At 47.8% G+C, this 19,708-nt stretch carries 15 protein-coding genes and 1 other RNA gene; 11 read left to right on the plus strand and 5 right to left on the minus strand.

Features of this window, described 5'->3' with window-relative positions; genetic code table 11:
• Nucleotide 1: 1 nt before the first annotated feature.
• Nucleotides 2-424 (minus strand): EamA family transporter, encoded by a 423-nt coding sequence (locus ACYVEA_RS10280; RefSeq protein ID WP_461113339.1) that lies wholly within the window; start codon nt 422-424, stop codon nt 2-4.
• Nucleotides 425-635: 211 nt separating this feature from the next.
• On the opposite strand from ACYVEA_RS10280, the gene ACYVEA_RS10285 reads away from it, so the two are divergent.
• The 9 genes from ACYVEA_RS10285 (at nt 636) to ACYVEA_RS10325 (ending at nt 12,205) form a co-directional block, all read left to right on the plus strand.
• Nucleotides 636-1,667 (plus strand): Smr/MutS family protein, encoded by a 1,032-nt coding sequence (locus tag ACYVEA_RS10285; protein ID WP_461113340.1) that lies wholly within the window; start codon nt 636-638, stop codon nt 1,665-1,667.
• A 166-nt stretch (nt 1,668-1,833) separates the two neighbouring features.
• Entirely contained in the window at nt 1,834-3,129 is a 1,296-nt protein-coding gene (locus ACYVEA_RS10290; RefSeq protein ID WP_461113341.1) for a DUF4403 family protein, read from the plus strand.
• A gap of 613 nt (nt 3,130-3,742) precedes the next feature.
• Nucleotides 3,743-6,934 carry a SusC/RagA family TonB-linked outer membrane protein gene (locus ACYVEA_RS10295; RefSeq protein WP_461113342.1) on the plus strand — a complete coding sequence of 1,064 codons (3,192 nt, stop codon included), beginning with the start codon at nt 3,743-3,745 and terminating at the stop codon, nt 6,932-6,934.
• A gap of 26 nt (nt 6,935-6,960) precedes the next feature.
• On the plus strand, nt 6,961-8,607 hold the full coding sequence (locus ACYVEA_RS10300; RefSeq protein WP_461113343.1) for a RagB/SusD family nutrient uptake outer membrane protein: 1,647 nt from the start codon (nt 6,961-6,963) through the stop codon (nt 8,605-8,607).
• A 170-nt stretch (nt 8,608-8,777) separates the two neighbouring features.
• Nucleotides 8,778-9,275, plus strand: an RNA gene (rnpB, locus tag ACYVEA_RS10305) — RNase P RNA component class A.
• A gap of 154 nt (nt 9,276-9,429) precedes the next feature.
• Entirely contained in the window at nt 9,430-10,137 is a 708-nt protein-coding gene (locus ACYVEA_RS10310) for a 30S ribosomal protein S16 (RefSeq protein WP_461113344.1), read from the plus strand.
• A 124-nt stretch (nt 10,138-10,261) separates the two neighbouring features.
• Nucleotides 10,262-10,843 carry a ribosome maturation factor RimM gene (gene rimM, locus ACYVEA_RS10315; RefSeq protein ID WP_461113345.1) on the plus strand — a complete coding sequence of 194 codons (582 nt, stop codon included), beginning with the start codon at nt 10,262-10,264 and terminating at the stop codon, nt 10,841-10,843.
• Nucleotides 10,833-11,507 (plus strand): tRNA (guanosine(37)-N1)-methyltransferase TrmD, encoded by a 675-nt coding sequence (trmD, locus tag ACYVEA_RS10320; protein WP_461113346.1) that lies wholly within the window; start codon nt 10,833-10,835, stop codon nt 11,505-11,507. Before rimM ends, trmD begins: the two co-directional genes overlap by 11 nt.
• Before the next feature lie 65 nt (nt 11,508-11,572).
• A complete protein-coding gene (locus ACYVEA_RS10325; RefSeq protein ID WP_461113347.1) occupies nt 11,573-12,205 on the plus strand; it encodes an NAD(P)-dependent oxidoreductase in 633 nt (210 codons plus the stop codon).
• Nucleotides 12,206-12,215: 10 nt separating this feature from the next.
• Here ACYVEA_RS10325 and ACYVEA_RS10330 read toward each other — a convergent pair whose 3' ends face one another.
• From ACYVEA_RS10330 to ACYVEA_RS10345, 4 genes are all read right to left on the minus strand, one after another.
• On the minus strand, nt 12,216-12,584 hold the full coding sequence (locus tag ACYVEA_RS10330) for a hypothetical protein (protein WP_461113348.1): 369 nt from the start codon (nt 12,582-12,584) through the stop codon (nt 12,216-12,218).
• 11 nt (nt 12,585-12,595) lie between these two features.
• A complete protein-coding gene (locus tag ACYVEA_RS10335; RefSeq protein ID WP_461113349.1) occupies nt 12,596-14,848 on the minus strand; it encodes a transglycosylase domain-containing protein in 2,253 nt (750 codons plus the stop codon).
• A gap of 125 nt (nt 14,849-14,973) precedes the next feature.
• Nucleotides 14,974-15,426: a GNAT family N-acetyltransferase gene (locus ACYVEA_RS10340; protein WP_093823495.1), complete on the minus strand. Its 453-nt coding sequence runs from the start codon at nt 15,424-15,426 to the stop codon at nt 14,974-14,976.
• A gap of 66 nt (nt 15,427-15,492) precedes the next feature.
• A complete protein-coding gene (locus tag ACYVEA_RS10345; protein ID WP_461113350.1) occupies nt 15,493-16,527 on the minus strand; it encodes an RluA family pseudouridine synthase in 1,035 nt (344 codons plus the stop codon).
• 74 nt (nt 16,528-16,601) lie between these two features.
• On the opposite strand from ACYVEA_RS10345, the gene ACYVEA_RS10350 reads away from it, so the two are divergent.
• Together ACYVEA_RS10350 and ACYVEA_RS10355 are read left to right on the plus strand one after the other, a co-directional pair.
• The gene (locus tag ACYVEA_RS10350; protein ID WP_461113351.1) at nt 16,602-17,498 is read left to right on the plus strand and encodes a 1-aminocyclopropane-1-carboxylate deaminase/D-cysteine desulfhydrase; all 897 of its coding nucleotides are present in this window, start codon (nt 16,602-16,604) and stop codon (nt 17,496-17,498) included.
• A gap of 142 nt (nt 17,499-17,640) precedes the next feature.
• Complete coding sequence (locus ACYVEA_RS10355) at nt 17,641-19,578, plus strand: beta strand repeat-containing protein (protein WP_461113352.1); 1,938 nt, start codon at nt 17,641-17,643, stop codon at nt 19,576-19,578.
• The last annotated feature ends 130 nt before the right edge of the window (nt 19,579-19,708 follow it).

The following is a 19,708-nucleotide window of genomic DNA, read 5'->3' on the forward strand; positions in this document are numbered from 1 at the left end:
TTCAATCCTTGGCAATGGCAATGACGATCGCACCTACAGCCATCAGCACAGCGCCAATAACAACCTGCCAGTTAAGTTTCTCCTTGAGAAAAACGATAGCCAGAACTACGGCAAAAAGCAGTGAGACGTTGGTTATGGGCGATACCTGAGAGGCATTTCCCAGCTTCAGTGCCCGAAAGGAGAATAGCGAGGACAGGCACGTAACGATTCCGGCAATAATCAGATAAATCCAGACGCGACGCTCAATGCGCATAACATCAGGAAGATTTCCCTGCCCAATGACAACACCCCATGAGACGAGCAATATCAGGACGGACTGAATGGCAAAGGCTACGCTGGAATCGACGTTTTTGACACCTATTTTTGAAAGCGTAACGACGATGGCGGCTGAAACGGCGGCTAATAAGGCAAATACAATCCACATGAAATTGATGGTTAATGGCTGATATAGTTGGTATGAAGTCAACGCGCTTACGTAGTAAAGTCAAAATGTAGGCTAAATGATTTAAAAATTAATGGGACGTATTTTGGTCAGATCCGTTATACTTTTGGAGTCGGTAGTGGTTAGTCATCAGTCCATAAGAAAAAACGATGACCAACCACTACCGACTACTGACTAACTACCATCGACTAGTATGAATATTGGTGATAAAGTCCGGTTACTTCGGGCAAAAGAACAGGGAGTTGTGTCGCGCTTTTTGCCCGGCAACATGATTGAAATTGAAATTGAAGATGGTTTCCGCATTCCGGTCATGCGCTCCGAACTGGTGCCGGTTTCGCCGTTGGAGAGTGAACGCCTGCTGAAGACCAGTAACTTTGCTCCCCAAAAAACGGTAGCACCGTCGGCACCTGCCATTTTATCAAATCAAGGGATTTATCTGGCGTTTGTGCCGGTCAATGACCGCGAATACACGTTGCATCTGATCAATAATACGGACTGGGAATTTCCTTATGTACTGGGTGAAGAGTCGGCGGCTGCCAGTGGAGGAATACAGTTCACTGGGATTCATAGTGGCGTGTTGAAGCCTAAATCGCAGCAGAAAATGAACGACCTCTACGCGCATGCCAAATTTGAAGAATGGCCGACGTTCGTGGTCCAGGGCTTGTGGTTCCGCTCCGGAAAATCCTCCTTGCGGGCACCGATGGTCAAGCGATTTAAGGCACGGGCCACTACGTTCTTCAAGAACAAAACAACGGTTCCGGTATTAAGCCAGCCGGGTTTTCTGACGCAGCTGGATGCCGAGACAAACGACCAGCCGCAAGCGTCGGCACCCAATAGCAACCGCGCGGCTCAGGCTCAACCAAAACGAATTAGTGCTGACGATTTGAAAGCTGAGATGTTCAAACCAAATTCCGACGTAGCGGGTGTTTCGGTCGAGCGGCCGTCTTCGGTAGTGGATTTGCACATAGAAGCCTTATTGCCCAATGGCACTGGCGGCCGAACGCCGGGCGACTTACTGAAACTCCAGCTTGATACGTTCGAGAAAATGCTCGAAAGCGCCATTGCCAATGGGATGAGCGATATTACGTTTATTCACGGTGTAGGTAGCGGTGCGCTACGTACGGAGTTGCATAAACGGTTAGGGCAACACCCGAACGTTAAATTCTTTGAAGACGCTCAGAAACAGAAATTCGGCTATGGTGCCACGAAGGTCACAATTAAGTAAGTTTCGTTGGAACATCCAGATACGCGGAGGTACATGGCGATATGCCAAAAAGTTTTGTGCATATCTGTGGCTTCTTGGTGTATCGGTCTGTTTGAATCTATCTTGTCAGCCATCCGGCAACCGTTTAAATCCGAAAGCTCCGAAAGAGGCCTATAATACCACCGTAATGGAAGTACGAAATGAGCGATTTCTGTCTACTGTTCATGTGCCCGTGTCTATTGCACTGGGCGACGTAGAGCGCCAAATTAACGCACAGCTCAATGGACTGATTTACGAGGATAATAGTCTAGACGATAATAATCATGACAATTTCATGACGAAAGTCTGGAAACGAGGCACCATCATCGTCAATGCGGAGGATAGCCTGTTCCACTTCACGGTGCCGCTACGTATCTGGGTAAAGGCGGGCGTGTCGGTGCTGGGATTCACGCAGTATAAAGAAACCGAATTTGACATCGACCTTCGCTTCAAAACGAAATTTGATCTTGAGCGAGACTGGTCTGTAAATACCCAGACACAGGCTGATGGCTACGGTTGGGTTCGTCGCCCAACGGTGAGTTTTGTGGGTATCAATATTCCGATCACGAATTTTGTCAGTCGTATGATCGACAAAAACATGGGTACGGTTACCAAAGCCATTGACCAGCAGGTACACCGGAATATAGACCTTCGAACCCCCGTTCTGAAGGCCTGGAATACGCTGCGTGAACCGTATCTAATTTCGGAAAAATACCGAACGTATCTACAGGTGGTACCCAAGCGAGTACTCATTACACCTTTACGATTTGAAGGACGCGTTATTCGGGCAACTGTAGGCATTGAAGGCTACGCCCTTACGGCTACCGGTGCCAAACCAACCGTGCAGCCCGCTGTTTCGCTGCCTGATCTGACGGTCGTTTCGCAGGTGAAAGATGATTTTCAGATTGGCCTGCTCAGTGAAGCCAGTTATCAGGAAGCCGCGCGGCTAGCGGCTGAGGAGTTTGTTGGGAAATCGTTTTCATTCAGCGATAAGCGGTATAACATCACCATTACAAGCATGGATATGTATGGTCAGAATGATAATCTAATTATTAAGGCCGGGCTGAAAGGAACCATTAGTGGCGACATCTACCTGAGCGGTCGTCCGTACTATGATGCTAAGGATCAGACAATTTCGTTGAAAGATCTTAAATATGACCTGGATACAAAGAATATACTTCAGCAGTCGGCCAGTTGGCTGCTGAAGGGTACGTTTGCCCGAACCCTTGAAAAGCAGCTTACCATCCCAATCGGTTCGCAGTTGGCCGACATGCAAAAGCTGCTTCAGGAACGACTCAAAAATAACCAGTTGGCCAAAGGTGTCGTGATCAATGGGCGCATTGACGAAATTCGCCCCGATCAGGTTTATCTAACGCCTACAGCATTGCTGGCTGTAGTGAATGCCCGCGGTCGAATTGATGTAAAAGTGGACGGGTTTCAGTAATCCAGAAAAACCTATAAGCAGAGAAGGCCATGACGCTACGTCATGGCCTTCTTTTTTGTAGCACTAATCATGCATAGTCTAACAGGTTGGGTATGTATCAAATGATCGAATAGATACTAAATCTCACCTCTCTAAGTCTTACCAATAGGGAATCTTTTATTGAGAATAATATAGCCAAAAAGATATTATGCAAATATAAATATGGTTATGGGTAGTTGCTGGTTAAATTTTATGTTAAAATATAATTAAAATACCATTTATTCTTTGGTTAGTAACGAATATAAGCTGTTTGTGAGCATTTATACTTAATATTTAATTTTTAATAATTTTATTAGTATACTGTAAGAATTGTATTATTTAGATGAGAGATATTGATAAAAAACTCACCGCTTAACTTGATATATTGCTTATGGTATGTTTAATGGCGTCTATAATTTTATAAAAAATGAGAAATTCCATATTAAATAGCAATTTCTATTAATAAGAGAAATTATATTTTGAGTGTTGTTTAAATAACGGCATACGCAAAAGTATAATATTTTTAATATACAACTTTGAATTGAAATCTCCGAAATCTACCTTTGCTGAGTATTTTAACCTAAGCTAGTCTGTGATGAGGAAAAATTTACTGTTGAGCCTCCTGTTGGTGTGCTTAACCTGTGCCTTTACCTGGGCTCAGGAACGAAAAATTACGGGTAAGGTAACTTCTGTTGAAGATGGTGGCGCGCTTCCGGGCGTATCGGTCGTTGTAAAAGGTACTACAGTGGGAGCGGTCACAGACGGGAATGGTAGTTATTCTATTGCCGTCCCTGCAAAAGCTACGCTAGTGTACTCCTTTATCGGTATGGCGACGAAAGAAATAGCTATTGGCGCTAATTCGGTCGTAGACGTTAAATTAGAAACCGACGCCAAGCAACTCTCTGAAATTGTGGTAACGGGTGTTGGGGTGGCCACGGACAAGCGGAAAATTGCGATTTCGGTCGAATCCGTTTCTGGAAAAGATTTACCGCAAACGCCGTCTGCTTCTGTCGATCAGGCCCTGATTGGTAAAATTCCGGGTGCGCAGATTACCAGCCGGAGCGGTACACCGGGTGCCGACGTAAACATTCTGCTACGTGGTATCAACACCATCAACCGCGGTACACAACCGATGATCCTGATCGATGGGATTCAGATGGGGGCGACCAGCCTGCAAACCATTGACTTAAACTCAATTGAACGAGTTGAAGTCGTACAGGGTGCGGCTGCGGCTACCATTTACGGAGCGCAGGGGGCCAATGGGGTCATTCAGCTGTTTACCAAAAAAGGGAAGAACGGACAGTTAAACATCGACTTCTCCTCCAGTATCGCGGTCAATACGTACCTGAACAATGGCGGGTTGAGCAAAGCGAAATATCACGCGTTTGCTACGGATGCCAGCAACAACATTATTGGGTCGTCAGGAAAGCCAATTGTATACGATGCGGTCAATGGGATTTATTCGGAGAACGTACAGTATAATTCGACCGACCCAACTGCAACAAACAGCAAACCATACGATGCTAACCTGCAATATCACGATCACTTCAATTACTTCTTCAAGCCCGCTAATACGACCAATAACAGTATTGCGATCACCGGTGGAAGTCAGCGAGCAGACTTTGGCATTTCGGTTTCGAACAGCCATCAGGAAAGTAACATTCGGGATAATGGCTACTTCGATCGGAGCAACTTATCGGCCAATATTGGCGCGCAATTAGCGAAAGGGCTTACACTACGTTCGATCACGCAGTTAGCCTACACCAAAAGCACGCTGAAAACCAGTGATCGGACCATTCTATTCAGTTTGTTGAATGCCTATCCTTTAGCTGATTTTGATCTGACAACCACGGATGGTTCAATTCCGTATAATATGAACCAGACGATTGGTATTAATGCAAACAATCCGTCTTATCGGCAGGCGTACACGCGGAACAATGACAATAAGGTCGACATTATCCAGAACCTGAACCTTAATTACAAGTTTCCGAAGTTTGTTGACCTGGATTTGAAATACGGACTGAACTTCCAGACGCAGAACCGTGATCTGGAATATGCCAACCAGGCAAATAATGCAAACAACAAATATTGGTTAACACAAGGCACGACCAATTATATTTCGCTCAACAACACGACTAATACTGGTGAGTTAGTGAAGTATGTGAATAGCAAGATGTTCCAGAACTTCCTGGCTACGGCAACGGCGACCTTCGATTTTAAAGAAGATTTTCACCTGAATATTCCCATCAAATCGACAACGCAGGCTTTATTTGACTGGCGCAATAGTAAGGTGAAAGAATATACCAGCGATGCACTTGGGCTTCCCGCTGCTTATGCGCCTTATAATGCCGCCAACACAACGTCATGGCGCGTGTATCGCGATTACGTAGAGCCATTCATTACGTATGGATATCTGGTGAACCAACGCTTTGAAATTGGCGAATTTGCGGGTATCTCGGGGGGGGTCCGGAGCGATTATTCATCGGCATTTGGTCAGGGCTCAAAGCCCTTTACCTTCCCTCGTGGTGATGCCTACCTGCGTCTGTCGTCTTTGAAGTTCTGGGAAAATAGCCCGATAAACAACTTCCTGCCAGAACTAAAGCTACGGGCAGCTTATGGGCAGGCCGGTATACAGCCCCAGCCGTTTGACCGCTACGTAACCATCACACCATCAACGGTGGGTAACACAACCGCCTTCTATTATGCAAACCAGCAGAGCAATCCAGCTCTTGGTGTAGAGGTGTCGGAAGAGTTAGAAATTGGCACCGACATGGTGTTCAGTTTATTCAAGGGGAGCAGCTGGTTAAATGCCATTGCCTTGTCGGCGACCTACTGGGATCGGAAAACGAAAGATGCCATCTATCAGGTCGACGTAGCACCTTCGGTCGGTTTAGGAAAACTAACTGACAACGCCTTTACCCTGGGTTCAAACGGGCTTCAGATGTCGTTAAACTCGACGGTTTACCACAGCACGAACCTCAAATGGAACACGACCGTCAATTTCGGTAAGCAATCCTCTAAAATAATTGCTGTTCGGGGCGATGCGCCAATCATCGTTACGTCCAACGCCGGAAGCACGAACTACGTACTGAAAGCAGGCGAAAAAATTGGTCAGTTGTATGGGTACAAAAACCTGCACAGTGTCGATGAGCGCGATCCTAACGGCAATTTCTTTATTCCACAGGCCGATCAGGAAGGCTATACCGTTGCCAGCAATGGATTTGTGGTTAACAAAACAACCAAACAGCCTTATTTCACGGCCGACAAGTTCAGTTTTGGTGATCCAAACCCGAAGTTTAACATGTCGTTCATTAACGATATAACCTTCAAAAATTTCCTCACATTCGGCATTCAGCTTGATTGGGTGAATGGTAACCACCTCTACAACCAGACAAAAGAATGGATGTACCGCGACGGTATCCACGCCGATTACGCCAATCCGTTCACTATCGACGGAAATACGGGTGCCTGGACGGCTTTCTACCGCGGTATTTATGCCCAGCGGACGGCCAACGGCACCAAAGATTACTTCTACGAAGATGCTTCGTTCCTGCGTCTGCGGAATATTTCAGTAGGTGTCGATTTTGCCAAACTGTTCAAGATTCCGGCTGTCAAGCGCCTTCAGCTTGTTCTGTCGGGACGTAACATCTGGACGGCAACCAAATACACCGGGTTTGATCCAGAAATCAGTTCAGGAACGTCGAACTCGGCCTGGGATAGAGGAACAGATCACAGCACGATGCCAAACTTTAAGTCGTATCAGGCTTCGCTGAACTTTGGATTTTAAGGAACCCATATCAAAAAACTGACCTCATGAATAAGATAAAAATACTTGCTTTAACCCTGGCCTTCTCCGGGTTTATGGCATCCTGTAAAGAACAACTGGACGTTCAGAACCCCAACCAGCCCTCGTCGCCAGCCCTGAAAACCGAGACCGGACTCGTTTCGTTTGGCGAAGGGTTTTATATAACTGGTTTCAAAGACGTAAAATACTACGATGGCGTTCCAGGCTATTTCTGGTCCGGGGCGATTGGTAATCATGAACTGATGGGTGATGTAATTGGAACGGATATTGCCAACGTTTTTATCAACCAGATCGGTGCGCCAAACCAGATCACGCTCGACGATGGTACCGTACTGCTCAACCCGAACTCGCCGAATAAGCAGATCGATTTCATCCGGATTACCGCTAACGTTAATTCGACGGGTTTTCAGAATTCGACCTATTATGAGTGGGCGTACATGTACAACATGAACAATGCGGCTAATACCATCCTGACTAATATTGATGCTGTAACCTTCTCAGGCGCAGCGGATACGAAAAAAGGTGTTTTGAAAGCCTGGGCCTATTGGTGGAAAGGCTATGCGTACTCCCGGATTGGTTCAATGTATTACGCTGGAATTATTAATGACAAGGCAAACGGTGAAGCCCTGAATGGTACAAACGGTAACTACGTATCCAAAGAGGCTATGATCACTGAAGCGAACAAGAATTTTGACGCAGCGTCGACAATCCTTGCTGGCTTAACCGTTAATGCCGATTATACTGCAATGATGGAAGGACTCATTCCAAACTTCAACCGGGTTGGAAAAGGGGGCGTATTAACACCCGCCATGTGGCAACGCACTATCAACACGATGAAAGCCCGTAATCTTCTGGTGAACACGCGTGTCAGTGCGATGACGGCTGCTCAGTGGGCTGATATTCTAACCTTGACAACTAACGGAGTTCAGGCGGCTGATCTTGTCTTTACAGGCCGGTCCAATACAAATGGTGATTTCTTGTCGCCAACCAGCGGCACGGTCTCGGCGAAAACAACGGGTGCCAACAATACGTATAAAATTACGGAGCGTCTCATTCAGGACTTCAAGACGGGCGATCTGCGTTTTACGAATAACTTCCGCAAACGAACCGCTCCCTATATCGGTGAAACCTCGCGCGGCAATTCATTTTTCACGCGCTATGATCTGATCAACCGGGGGGCGGCTGGCTCCGAGGGAACCGCATCCGTTATTACGTATTCAAATACGAACGCGGGTGGTTACGAACTATACCTGGCGAGTTCCTACGAAGAAAACCAGTTGATGAAAGCGGAAGCATTGATAAACACGGGTAAAATTGAAGATGGTCTTGCCCTGATCGACGAAGTACGGAAGGTGCAGGGAGCGGGTTTAACGGCCGTTGCCGGAACGGGCCTGTCGTTAGATGCTGCTAAAGAAGAACTCCGTCGGGAGCGTCGTATTGGCCTGTTATTCCGGGCGTTGTCTTTCTACGATGCCCGTCGCTGGGGATTGCTGGAAAACGGTCGGAAGGGTGCCGTGGCCCTGAGCCGGACGGGTGTGGTTAGCACGAACGCCACCATTACGTATGGCTACCTGGATTACTGGGACGTACCAGACAACGAAATTGTGTACAATCCACCATCCAGCAGCAGTGCACCAACTAAGAATCCGAAGTAAATCAGTTTGATGGCCACGTAGCTATCAATTGATAAAATATAGACTCCCGGTACGTAGTGAAATCTACGGGTACCGGGAGTTTTTTTCGTACCGAAGGACTTAGCTATTGAAAGCCCCGAATTTTTATTCGGGGCTTTAGGATAAGGATAGTACCTTTGTAGTCCCTGAGCGATACGAATCGGCTTATCGCGTCTGAGTAATCGGGCGAGGAAAGTCCGGGCAGCATAGGGCACCCTACTTCCTAACGGGAAGGCGGACGGCTGGGAACGGCCGTTCGACAGCCAGTGTCACAGAGAATATACCGCCTGATTTAGTGAAGAGTGTAGAATTAAGAGTTAAGAATAACGTCCTGTTTATTCATCACTTTTTACTCTACACTCTTCACTAAATCGGGTAAGGGTGAAAAGGTGGGGTAAGAGCCTACCGCCCGACGGGCGACCGGCGGGGCAGGATAAACCTTAGGGGCTGAAAGACCAAATAAGCGTCGGACGTGGAGCGGCTCGTTTCCGTTCCAGAACAATCCCAGCCGGGAACGGTCTGGATGCCGACGCGGGTAGGTCGAACGAGGTGGCCGGTGACGACCATCCCAGATAAATGATAAGCCATTTGATACGTGCTGAACGGCATGAATTGGAGGACAGAACCCGGCTTATAGATTCGTATCGTGACGGTTTTTTGATTGGTTTGAGGTTTGTAGTGAAAAATCTGAAGTATAGCAATAGAACTTCAAACGTTTCACTACAAACCTCAAACTTTTTTTGTACCTTTGCGGCCACGTTTTACAGGGGGGATGCGTCTCCCATCAAAACCAACCAAGCACAAATGAGTGTTAAGATTCGTTTAGCGCGTCGCGGACGCAAGAAAATGGCGATGTATGACATCGTAGTGGCAGAATCAACTTCCCCACGCGATGGCCGGTTTATCGAAAAAATCGGTTCATACAACCCCAACACCGACCCTTCTACGGTCGTATTGAAATCAGAACGGGCCGTTTATTGGCTCATGGTTGGTGCTCAGCCGACGGATACCGCTCGTTCGGTATTGTCGCACGAAGGCATCATGTATCGCAAACACTTGCAGGTAGGCGTCAATAAAGGGGCCATCTCGCAGGAACAGGCCGACGATAAATACGCGGCCTGGAAAGGCGAAAAAGAAGGCCGGAAAGCCGGTGCTGCCGATACCAAAACTCAGACGAAAGAGCAGGCTCGCGCTTCTCGTTTAGATGCTGAGAAAAAGGTAAACGAAGCTCGTGCCGAAGCCATTGCCAAGAAAAACAAGGTAGAAGAGCCAGTAGTAGAAGCGCCTGTTGCTGAAGAAGCTGCTCCAGCAGTTGACGAAGCGCCGGTTGACGAAACACCAGTAGCCGAAGTTGCTGCACCTGTAGAAGCTCCGGTAGTTGACGAAACCCCTGCGCCAGTCGCTGAAGCTCCGGCAGCAGAGGCACCCGTAACTGAAGAAGCTCCTGTTGCTGCGGCTACAGAAACTCCTGCTGAAGAGAAGCCCGCAACGGATGTTGCAGCGGCAGAATAGGTTTTACAAAATTTCTTGAAAAAGAGCCTGTTCGTTTCTGGACAGGCTCTTTTTGTAACTAACGCGGTCGGCCGACATAACGGTAAAGGGCCGCATTCCGGGCGGCTTTCCAGCCGCGTTACGTATGACTAAAGATGATTGTTACCAACTCGGCCATATCACCAAAACGCATGGCGTTAGTGGTGAGCTAGTGCTTTTTTTGGACGTTGACAACCCAGCTGAATACGCCGATCTGGAATCGGTATTGCTGGAAGTGCGGGGGGAGTTGATTCCGTATTTTATTGAGTCCATCGCTATTGTAAAGGGTAGCCGTGCTATTATCGCCTTTGAGGATGTAGATACTGTTGAGCAGGCCGAACGGCTCATCAACTGCGGAGCGTTCCTGCCACTAGACGAATTGGAACCCATTACGGACGAAACCCGCTTTTATTTCCACGAAATCGTTGGGTATCAGATTGTGGATGCCGAAGCCGGTGAATTAGGTATCGTGCGTGGCGTTTATGCCATGAATGCACAGGATCTGATCGCAATGGATTATCTAGGGAAAGAAGTACTGATTCCAATTAACAGTGACATCGTGAGAACAGTTGACCGCGCCAACCAAAAGTTGAACGTAGCCCTGCCCGACGGTTTGCTGGCAATTTACATGGAAGAGGACAGCAAGGATAAACCGGAAATCGACGGCGACGACACCGATGAGGATTGATATTATTACTTGCCTGCCCCGGTTGCTCGACAGTTTTTTTGCCCATTCGATTCTGCAACGAGCACAACTGGGTGGCTACGTAGAAGTTGCGGTGCACGATCTGCGTGACTATACGGCCGATAAACACCGTCGGGTAGACGATTATGCATTTGGAGGTGGGGCGGGTATGGTGATGCAGATCGAACCGATTGCCCGCTGTATCCGGTCGTTGCAGGCCGAACGTACGTACGACGAGGTGATCTATATGACGCCCGACGGTACTCGCTTGAACCAGCAAACGACGAATGCATTATCGCTACGTCAGAACTTGATTATTCTTTGCGGTCATTACAAAGGCGTTGATGAGCGGGCTCGGGAATTATTTATCACAAAGGAAATCAGCATTGGCGATTACGTATTATCGGGAGGAGAATTAGCTGCGGCAGTGCTTTCCGATGCCATTATTCGTTTGTTACCAGGCGTATTGAATGATGAAACATCGGCTTTGACTGACTCGTTTCAGGACAATTTACTCGCTCCACCCGTATACACCCGTCCCGCTGAATTTGAAGGCCACCGTGTACCGGATATTCTGTTGTCGGGTCACGAAGCTAAAATTGATGAGTGGCGGCATGAACAGGCGCTTGAACGGACCCGGATCAGACGACCGGATTTGCTGGACTGAAAGCGCCTACTGTGAACTTAATGGCTGGCTTTGGGTTATGTGTGTACCCAAATCAGCCATTTTTTATGCAACTTTTAGTCTTAGGAGCCACAGGCGGAACTGGAAAACAAACCGTTGAGCAGGCCCTTGAGCGGGGACATTACGTGACGGCCTTTGTGCGTAATCCGGCTAAGCTATCCATTCAACACCCCAATCTGACAGTACTCACTGGTGACGTATTAAAGCCCGAGACCCTGGTGGCAGCGGTTCGTCGGCAGGATGCTGTTATTTGTTCGCTTGGCAGTAAACCCGGTCAAAAAGATCATCCTGTGGCTGATGGCACGGTCAATTTGATTGATGCCATGCAGCACGTTGGTGTTCGAAGATTGGTGGTTGTATCGTCAATGGGGGTCGGAAGCAGCTACCAGGAAATGAATATAATTGGCAAAGTATTAATGAATACACTCCTGAGCAGCGTTATGGCTGAAAAAGAAAAGCAGGAACAGACCGTTCAACAGAGCAATCTCGACTGGCTGATCGTTCGCCCCACCAGCCTAACGAACGGCCCCATTACGGGGAAATACAAAGTTGGAGAACACCTGCCCTTTTCAGCATTTGCTTTCCCTCGCATCAGCCGTGCTGACGTAGCCGCTTTTATGCTTGATCAACTCGAAAAGGATACACATCTGCGCAAAGCTGTAACGATCACGGAGCGGTAACGTACGCGTATCAATTAGGGTGCGAACTGACGATTTGGCAATCACAGCGTTTGGTTCCGGCTGGTAAGGCAACCGGTTTGTCAAAGAAGCTACTAGGCAAAAGTGTCCGGGAGAACGTCGTATATTTCTCTTTCAGGATGTTTCCTGATTTATCATAAGCCGTCAGTTTAACGGATATGTCGCTATGGGAACGTAACGATCGATTCCGCACCGATACATTCACGGAGGAAGCAACCACTACGTTGTCCAGGTCCGAGCAGTCAACGGCAAGGTCGATTGTTTGAGGACTAAGCGATGTATTGTTTTGCTTTGAAACAACGTAAAGAACAACCCCTCCAATCACGACCACAATCAGCAGTAGTCGAATAAATGCTTTCATAATTAATTGTTTTACTGCGTATTAGCTTCCAACGCCTTTTTAGCTTCCTTTTCCCTTCGCTTTTGTTCCCGCCGTTCCTGGCGAAGCTGCTTGCGGCTTTTGACGGTATCAGCTGGGGCCGGTTCGATAGTGGGAGCATCAATACGGTCGGCAGGCTGGGCAGCCGGTTGGTCATTGTCGGGACGTTTCTCCTGTACATTATTTCTGCCCTTGAATAATTTCCGGAAGAAATTGCCGATACCTGTGCCACCTTCGTCTTCATCATCACCATCGATTTCAATCGGGTCGGTCATCAGGCTATCGCCCTGAAATAGCGAATCCACAGCAATCACCGGTCTACGTAATCCTTCCCGTACCCGCACGTCGTAGAAGCCATACGCACCGGAATCGGGAGCTGTTAAACCACGCTTGGCCATGATCCGGCCAATCAGCTTAAAATAACCCCGCACATTGCGTACCTGAAGGCCACCACCAGGTACGAACCAGTTTAGAGCCGCTTTGGGACGGGGCACGACAAAGGCCAGAAAGATACTTTCGCCAAGGCTTAATTCGGCAGGAGTTTTGGCAAAATAATAGCGGGCAGCTTCGCCGATGCCATAAATGTTACGTCCCCATTCAATAATGTTCAGATAGACTTCATACATCCGTTCTTTCGGGACGATGTGCTGATTTTCGATCAACCAGACAATTAGAATTTCTTCGACCTTGCGGGAGAGTGTCTTATTTCGATTCAGGAAGGCGTTTTTAACCAACTGCATCGAAATGGTGCTGGCCCCCCGCTTGAACGATTTTTCCTTGAAATTGGTCGCGATGGACACGCGGAAGGCCTTTTCGTTGAAGCCCTTGTGTGTGAAGAAGTTATAATCTTCCGACGTTAATAGCGCATTACGCAGGTCGGGTGAAATCTGGTCCAGTGGGGTATAATCCGGATTTTTAGGGCCAACGATAATATCCCGAACAGGTTTGCCTTTCTCATAGGGCGTGTACACGAACGGATGGTTGATGGCTGCGAAATCCGTCTTTCCCATCTTTAGCACCTTAAAGCCGTCGGCCGTTAGACCAGAGTTGAATTTTACGGAATCGGGCAGGGCTGTGTCTAACTGAAACGCCAGATCGTATTTAAGTTTACCGGCCACCTGCATACCTTCCAGCGACTCAAACAGCCCTTGCGGAAACGAATTGAAAAGGGATTGGGCATCCATAAGGTCAGTATGGAGCTGCACCTCATAGAGTTTGGCCGGTGTGAGCGTGTATTTCACAAAGGGCCGGGCGCTAACCGTACCAAGATGCAGGGTTGACGAACTATCAATACCAACATAATTTTCACCGACGAACAGGTTTGCATCCATAGCCGCCCGCTGCACCAGTACGTCAGTACGGGCAATGGCGGGGTGGTTAATACGTAGATTTCGCACCGAACCAGCGCCTTCAAGTCGAAATTCGCTACCCGAGCGATCAACGTCCCGGAGTTCGGCCCGGAGCGTATCGACCTGTAGTTTAAGGTTATATTTTTTCTGGATGTAGGGCAGTTCAACAGGTTTGGGCCGTCCATTCTGATCCTCGGCATAAAGTGCCAGATCATATTCGCGGTCGGCAGGATCGGCGGTGCCCGTTACGTGCCAGGTAGCCAGGTTGCCATTTAACTTCAGGGTCGACGTAACATTTTCATTCTTGATAAGCGCCGTTTGCGTAAGCAGGCTGATTGTGTCGTTATCATCCATCCCCCGAAATTCCAGATTCTGAATGTTCAGATCATCGGGAATTTTGGATAATATGTTGTCAATCAGATTCTCCGTTACGTCTGACAGATCAGTGCGCCGATTAGTAGTTTCGGTTTCAGTACGTAGTGAATCACTCTTTTTGCGATGAATCAGAAAGTCAATGTTCGTCAACGAGTCTCGTTTGACAACCTGAATCAAACCGTTTTCGAGCGTCATGCCCGACAGACCAACCTTGCCGGCCAGCAACGGCCAGAATCGCACGGCTACCTCCACCCGCTGGATGCGTGCCAGGCTGTCACGGTCGGCTGGAACGACTGAAATATCCGTAAACGCTACCGAACTTAGCCCCGTAAATTTGGCTGAACCAATGCGAACATCAAGGTTATAATCGCGTTTTGCCTTGCGGATGGCCTTCGCGAGCGTCGTCTTCAGGAGGCTTTCGCGTTTAGAATAGGCAATACCACCGCCCACCAGGGCTAGTAGAAATATACTCAAAAACACCCATCCAGTGATCCGGAGAGCTTTATGTTGACGTTCCGTCATGCTTGGTAACTAGTCTCGAAAGCGCAAAGATAGAGTTTTTGAGCGAAGGGCAGAAGGCAAAGGGCAAAGGGCATAAATTGCAGGTGCACTATTTTACCCTGTGCCCGTACCATTCTGCTCCATGCTTAAAAGTCCAAATGACAATTCGTCCAGCCGTCATCGAAGCGAGTACCAAACTGGCGATAGAAGCCAATGGCAGGTTCGTTCCAATCGAGAACTTGCCACATCATACCGGTACACTGCGTTTCGTGGGCCATATCGATGGTGGCATCCAAAAGTAATTTTCCTACACCGTAGCCCCGGAATGCTTCTGTAACAATAATGTCTTCCAGGTAGAGTCGTTTGCCCTTCCAGGTTGAATACCGGAAAAAGTACAGAGCCATACCCACAATTTTCTGACTGTCGGAATCCTCGGCCATGATCATGCCGAACAGTGGATTCGGGCCAAAGCCGTCAAGCGCCATTTGTTCGACGGTGTTGGTAACCTGATCGGCTGCTCGTTCGTAAATAGCCAGTTCCATAACTAAATCGAAGGCTTCTGGTATGTCTTGAAGGGTTCCGGGACGAATTGAAATCATATCTGATGAATGGATAATGTGTAATGAAAAATGGTCATTGGCAGGAAATTAGTAGATAATTGTGCATTATTCATCATCCTTCACTATTATCTTCTGCCATTTAGATAGTGCGGCCTGAAAATCATCGGGTAGTAAGGAATCAAATTGGAGCCACTCCCGGGTGCGCGGATGAGAAAATCCAAGCGATTTGGCATGCAGGGCCTGACGGGGGAGTACTTTAAAGGCGTTCTCGACAAAAGCTTTGTAGCTGCCTACGGAATTGCCGCGCAAAATCCGGTCGCCACCATACATAGCATCATTGAATAACGGATGGCCAATGTGCTTGAAATGCGCGCGAATCTGGTGGGTACGACCCGTTTCCAGATTGCATTGCATGAGGGCTACGTAGCGCAAATCTTCCAGCGTTTTATAGTGCGTGACGGACCATTTTCCCTTGCTTTCATCGTCGTAAATCACCTGCACTTTACGATCTTTTACCGAGCGACCAATATAACCGGTAATGGTGCCATCGGGCGGGTTGGGAATTCCCCAGACGAGTGCGTTATACGTACGTTCGATGGTGTGTTCGTAAAATTGCCGGGCCAGGTGCGTCATGGCGAACTCGGTTTTGGCAATCACCATAAGTCCAGATGTGTCTTTGTCAATTCGATGCACCAGCCCCGGTCTGATTTCGCCGTTGCGCGAGGTGGGTAGATTCTGGAAATGATACACCAGCGCATTCACCAGCGTACCGTCCCAGTTGCCATGAGCGGGATGAACAACCATACCAGCGGGCTTATTGATGACCAGCAAGTCGTCGTCCTCGAAGACAATATTCAGCGGAATATTTTCGGGCTTTATGTCGGTCTCGCGGGGTGGATGCGCCAGCGAAACGGTGATCACATCTGACGGCTTGATTTTGTAGCTGGCTTTGGTCGGCTTATCGTTCACCCGCACCGATTCGGCATCAATAGCTGCCTGAAGTTTAGTGCGGGTAGCGTTTTGTAGCCGATCCATCAGGAAGCGGTCAATCCGTAATAGGCTCTGGCCTTTATCCACCACAATGCGATGGTGTTCGTATAATTCCTCGTCCTCTGAAAATTCGTCTTCCGTTTCTGCCACTGTTTTTCTGCCAAAAAACCTATCCCGTTTTGAAAATCGTATAGGTTTGTAATTAATCAGCAAAAGTACGGATAATGAACGAACTTGACCGACAGCTAGCCGAATTGATGGGTAATTCGCCGGTTCAACGGCTTGATAACCCGTTTCCGGAAGTCGTACCAATCCGATTGTTTCTGAAACGGGATGATTTACTGCATCCGCAGGTGTCAGGGAATAAGTGGCGGAAACTCAAATATAACCTTCTGGCCGCTCAGGATCAGGGCTTTACTACGTTACTGACGTTTGGGGGCGCTTATTCAAATCATCTGTATGCAACGGCTGCGGCCGGAAAGGTATTTGGTTTTCAAACTATTGGCGTTGTAAGGGGGGAAGAACTCGCCCTGTTACCCCGAAATCGGACATTGGCCTTCTGCGAGTCATGTGGTATGCATTTGCATTTTATCTCCCGAAATGACTATCGACGGAAAGAAGCACCGGATTTTATCGATACTTTATTCGCGCAATTCGGTCCTTGCTACGTCGTTCCCGAAGGTGGGACCAACGAGCTGGCTATTCGGAGCACGGCTGAAATCCTTCCCGAAATAATAACGCAGCTAGGCTATATACCCGACTACGTCTGCTGCCCGGTTGGCACGGGAGGAACGGTTACCGGACTAGCCCGGTCAGTATTTAATAAGACGCAGGTACTGGGGTTTATGGTGCTCAAAATTGCTGAAGCCGCTCATTCTAAAAGATGGCTGCCAATCACTACGTATCATTTTGGTGGCTATGCCAAAACCACGCCCGACCTGCTAAATTTCATCCGATCGTTCGAGCAGAAAACGGGGGTGCTGCTGGAGCAGGTTTATACTGGCAAAATGCTTTTCGGTATTTATGATTTAGCGCGTAAAGGCTATTTTCCTGATGGCGCAACGGTTGTCGCTGTGCATACGGGTGGGTTGCAGGGGAGGAGTGAGGTGTTAAGTAGGTAGAGTTTATATATAAAACTAACGGTGATTTTAACGTAAAATACTCGTTTTTATTGGGCATAAATAGGGGGTTTTCCTCGTTGCGGCCAGCAACTATTACGGATAGTTTCGCATGTTGAAAAATTGCTAACTATTACGTAAAACTTTGAAAACCACTATGTATATGTTTCCGCACCAAAAACGAATTTTGATTTTATTCAGCAGCCTGCTGGCGCTGGTATGGAGTTGTAACAAACCCAAAGATCTTGCTCCACCGCAACTTACGACTAAAGATAATGTAGGACAGTTGTCATTTAACTCCAGCACTTATCAAACGTTTGTCGTCCAGAATAGTGGCGAGGGGACACTAACATGGTCGGCAACCGCAAACAAGGACTGGATCACTATATCGCCAACCAGTGGTACGAATGAAACGGCAATTGAGGTTAGTGTCGATAAAAAAGGGATAGAATCAGGAAATCAGACGGGTTTGATTACGATTACCTCAAATGGGGGACAGCGAACGATTCAGGTGACAATGAGTGTGGGAAGTCCAGTAGTATCTATTTCGCCAACAGCACTTGATTTTGGGCAGTCATCCACCCAGAATCAACTCAATGTGGTCAATAAAGGCGAAGGTATCTTGCGCTGGAGTGCTACTACAAATAAAAGCTGGATTACACTTTCCGGACAAAATGATCCTACCGCTCCCAATTTCTCGGTATCTGTAAACCGATCTGGTTTAACAGCAGGGACGTATACGGGTAACGTTACAGTCAGCTCCAATGGTGGAACTGTAGATGTGCCGGTAACCATGCAGGTAACGGCAGCGCCAGCCGTGCTGGGGCTTAGCCCAACCAGCCTGGATTTTGGTACGACAGCAACGCAACTCACCGTTTCTGTATCAAACCAAGGGGCCCAGCCATTAAACTGGACGGCCGCAAGTAATAATAATTGGTTGACGGTGTCGCCCGGAAGTGGTACGAATGCGGGTACCGTGACTGTTAATGTTAATCGAACAGGTATAACAAGTGGTTCGTATGCCGGCAGCTTTACCATAAACTCCAACGGGGGCAGTACAACGGTGCCGGTAACCATGTCGATACCAACAGCAACATCGCAACCAAAGCTAAGCGTAAGTACAACCTCTGTCAGTTTGGGTAGCACCTCTACGCAAGGCACATTGACAGTTTCCAATACGGGGACGGGAACGTTAACCTGGACTGTTAGCCGAGATCAGAGCTGGATTAGCGTTTCGCCAGCAAGTGGTTCCAATGGAGGTACCATTACCATTACAGGGAGCCGAATGGGATTAGCGGCTGGTACATATACCGGGTATGTTACGGTTAGTTCGAACGGAGGAAGTGCCGATATTACGGTAACGATGGTTGTACCCGCTGCTACTAACACCGTCACCATTGTGTGGGAAAACCAGCTGATCAACGATGTTAATGTTAGTGTAAATGGTACCGTAGTTGGGTCGGTACCAGCAGGCAGTAGTGCACAGAAGGTATATACGAATCTAAGTAGCCTTATTGTTGGTTTTACCAATGTTGAGGGTCAAAACAATGGGGGCGAAGCTATGGCCGGTATTTATCAGACCGTAACTAATCCTACAGGGACTATTACTTATACAATTGATAATGTGGTAGGGACCCAAACTTATTTTGCGCCCGTTATTACCAATAATTCCAGTACCCGATTACTTATAGGGGTCAATATGGGCCTGACTGCAGAGAAGCGTACTAATAGAGTTGCGGTTGGGGGGACGTCTAATATCCAGTTTGGTTATTTTCGGTACTACACAAACGCAAATGTGCGGGGATATAAAGACGGAAGCGGGTATACAGGTCAGTATGTCGTCTGGAATGCCGGTAATCAGTTTAGCGTAACAACCAGAGGGTCTGGCCGGGTAAACCTTACTAATTCAACAAATTTGCGAATTGGGGCTACTGAGACAACTAATGGCCAAAAAACTGGAGATACATATCGTACGGGTACGATGACTGTTCAAACAGATAATACCCACAACGATCAGGAACGGTTCTGGGACGCACCAGCTGACTTTTTTATACCGGCAAAACCGATAATAAGTGACAAGTAACGCTTAAGGCTGTCCAAATCGATTGTATTCATCCAGATTGTTTACCAACAATTTTTGAATGAATAGAGTCGGTTTGGTCATTTCATATGCCCGAATACAACCAGCGGTTGGAAGAAAGCTAATTTGACGA

It is taken from the genome of Spirosoma jeollabukense (assembly GCF_054777855.1).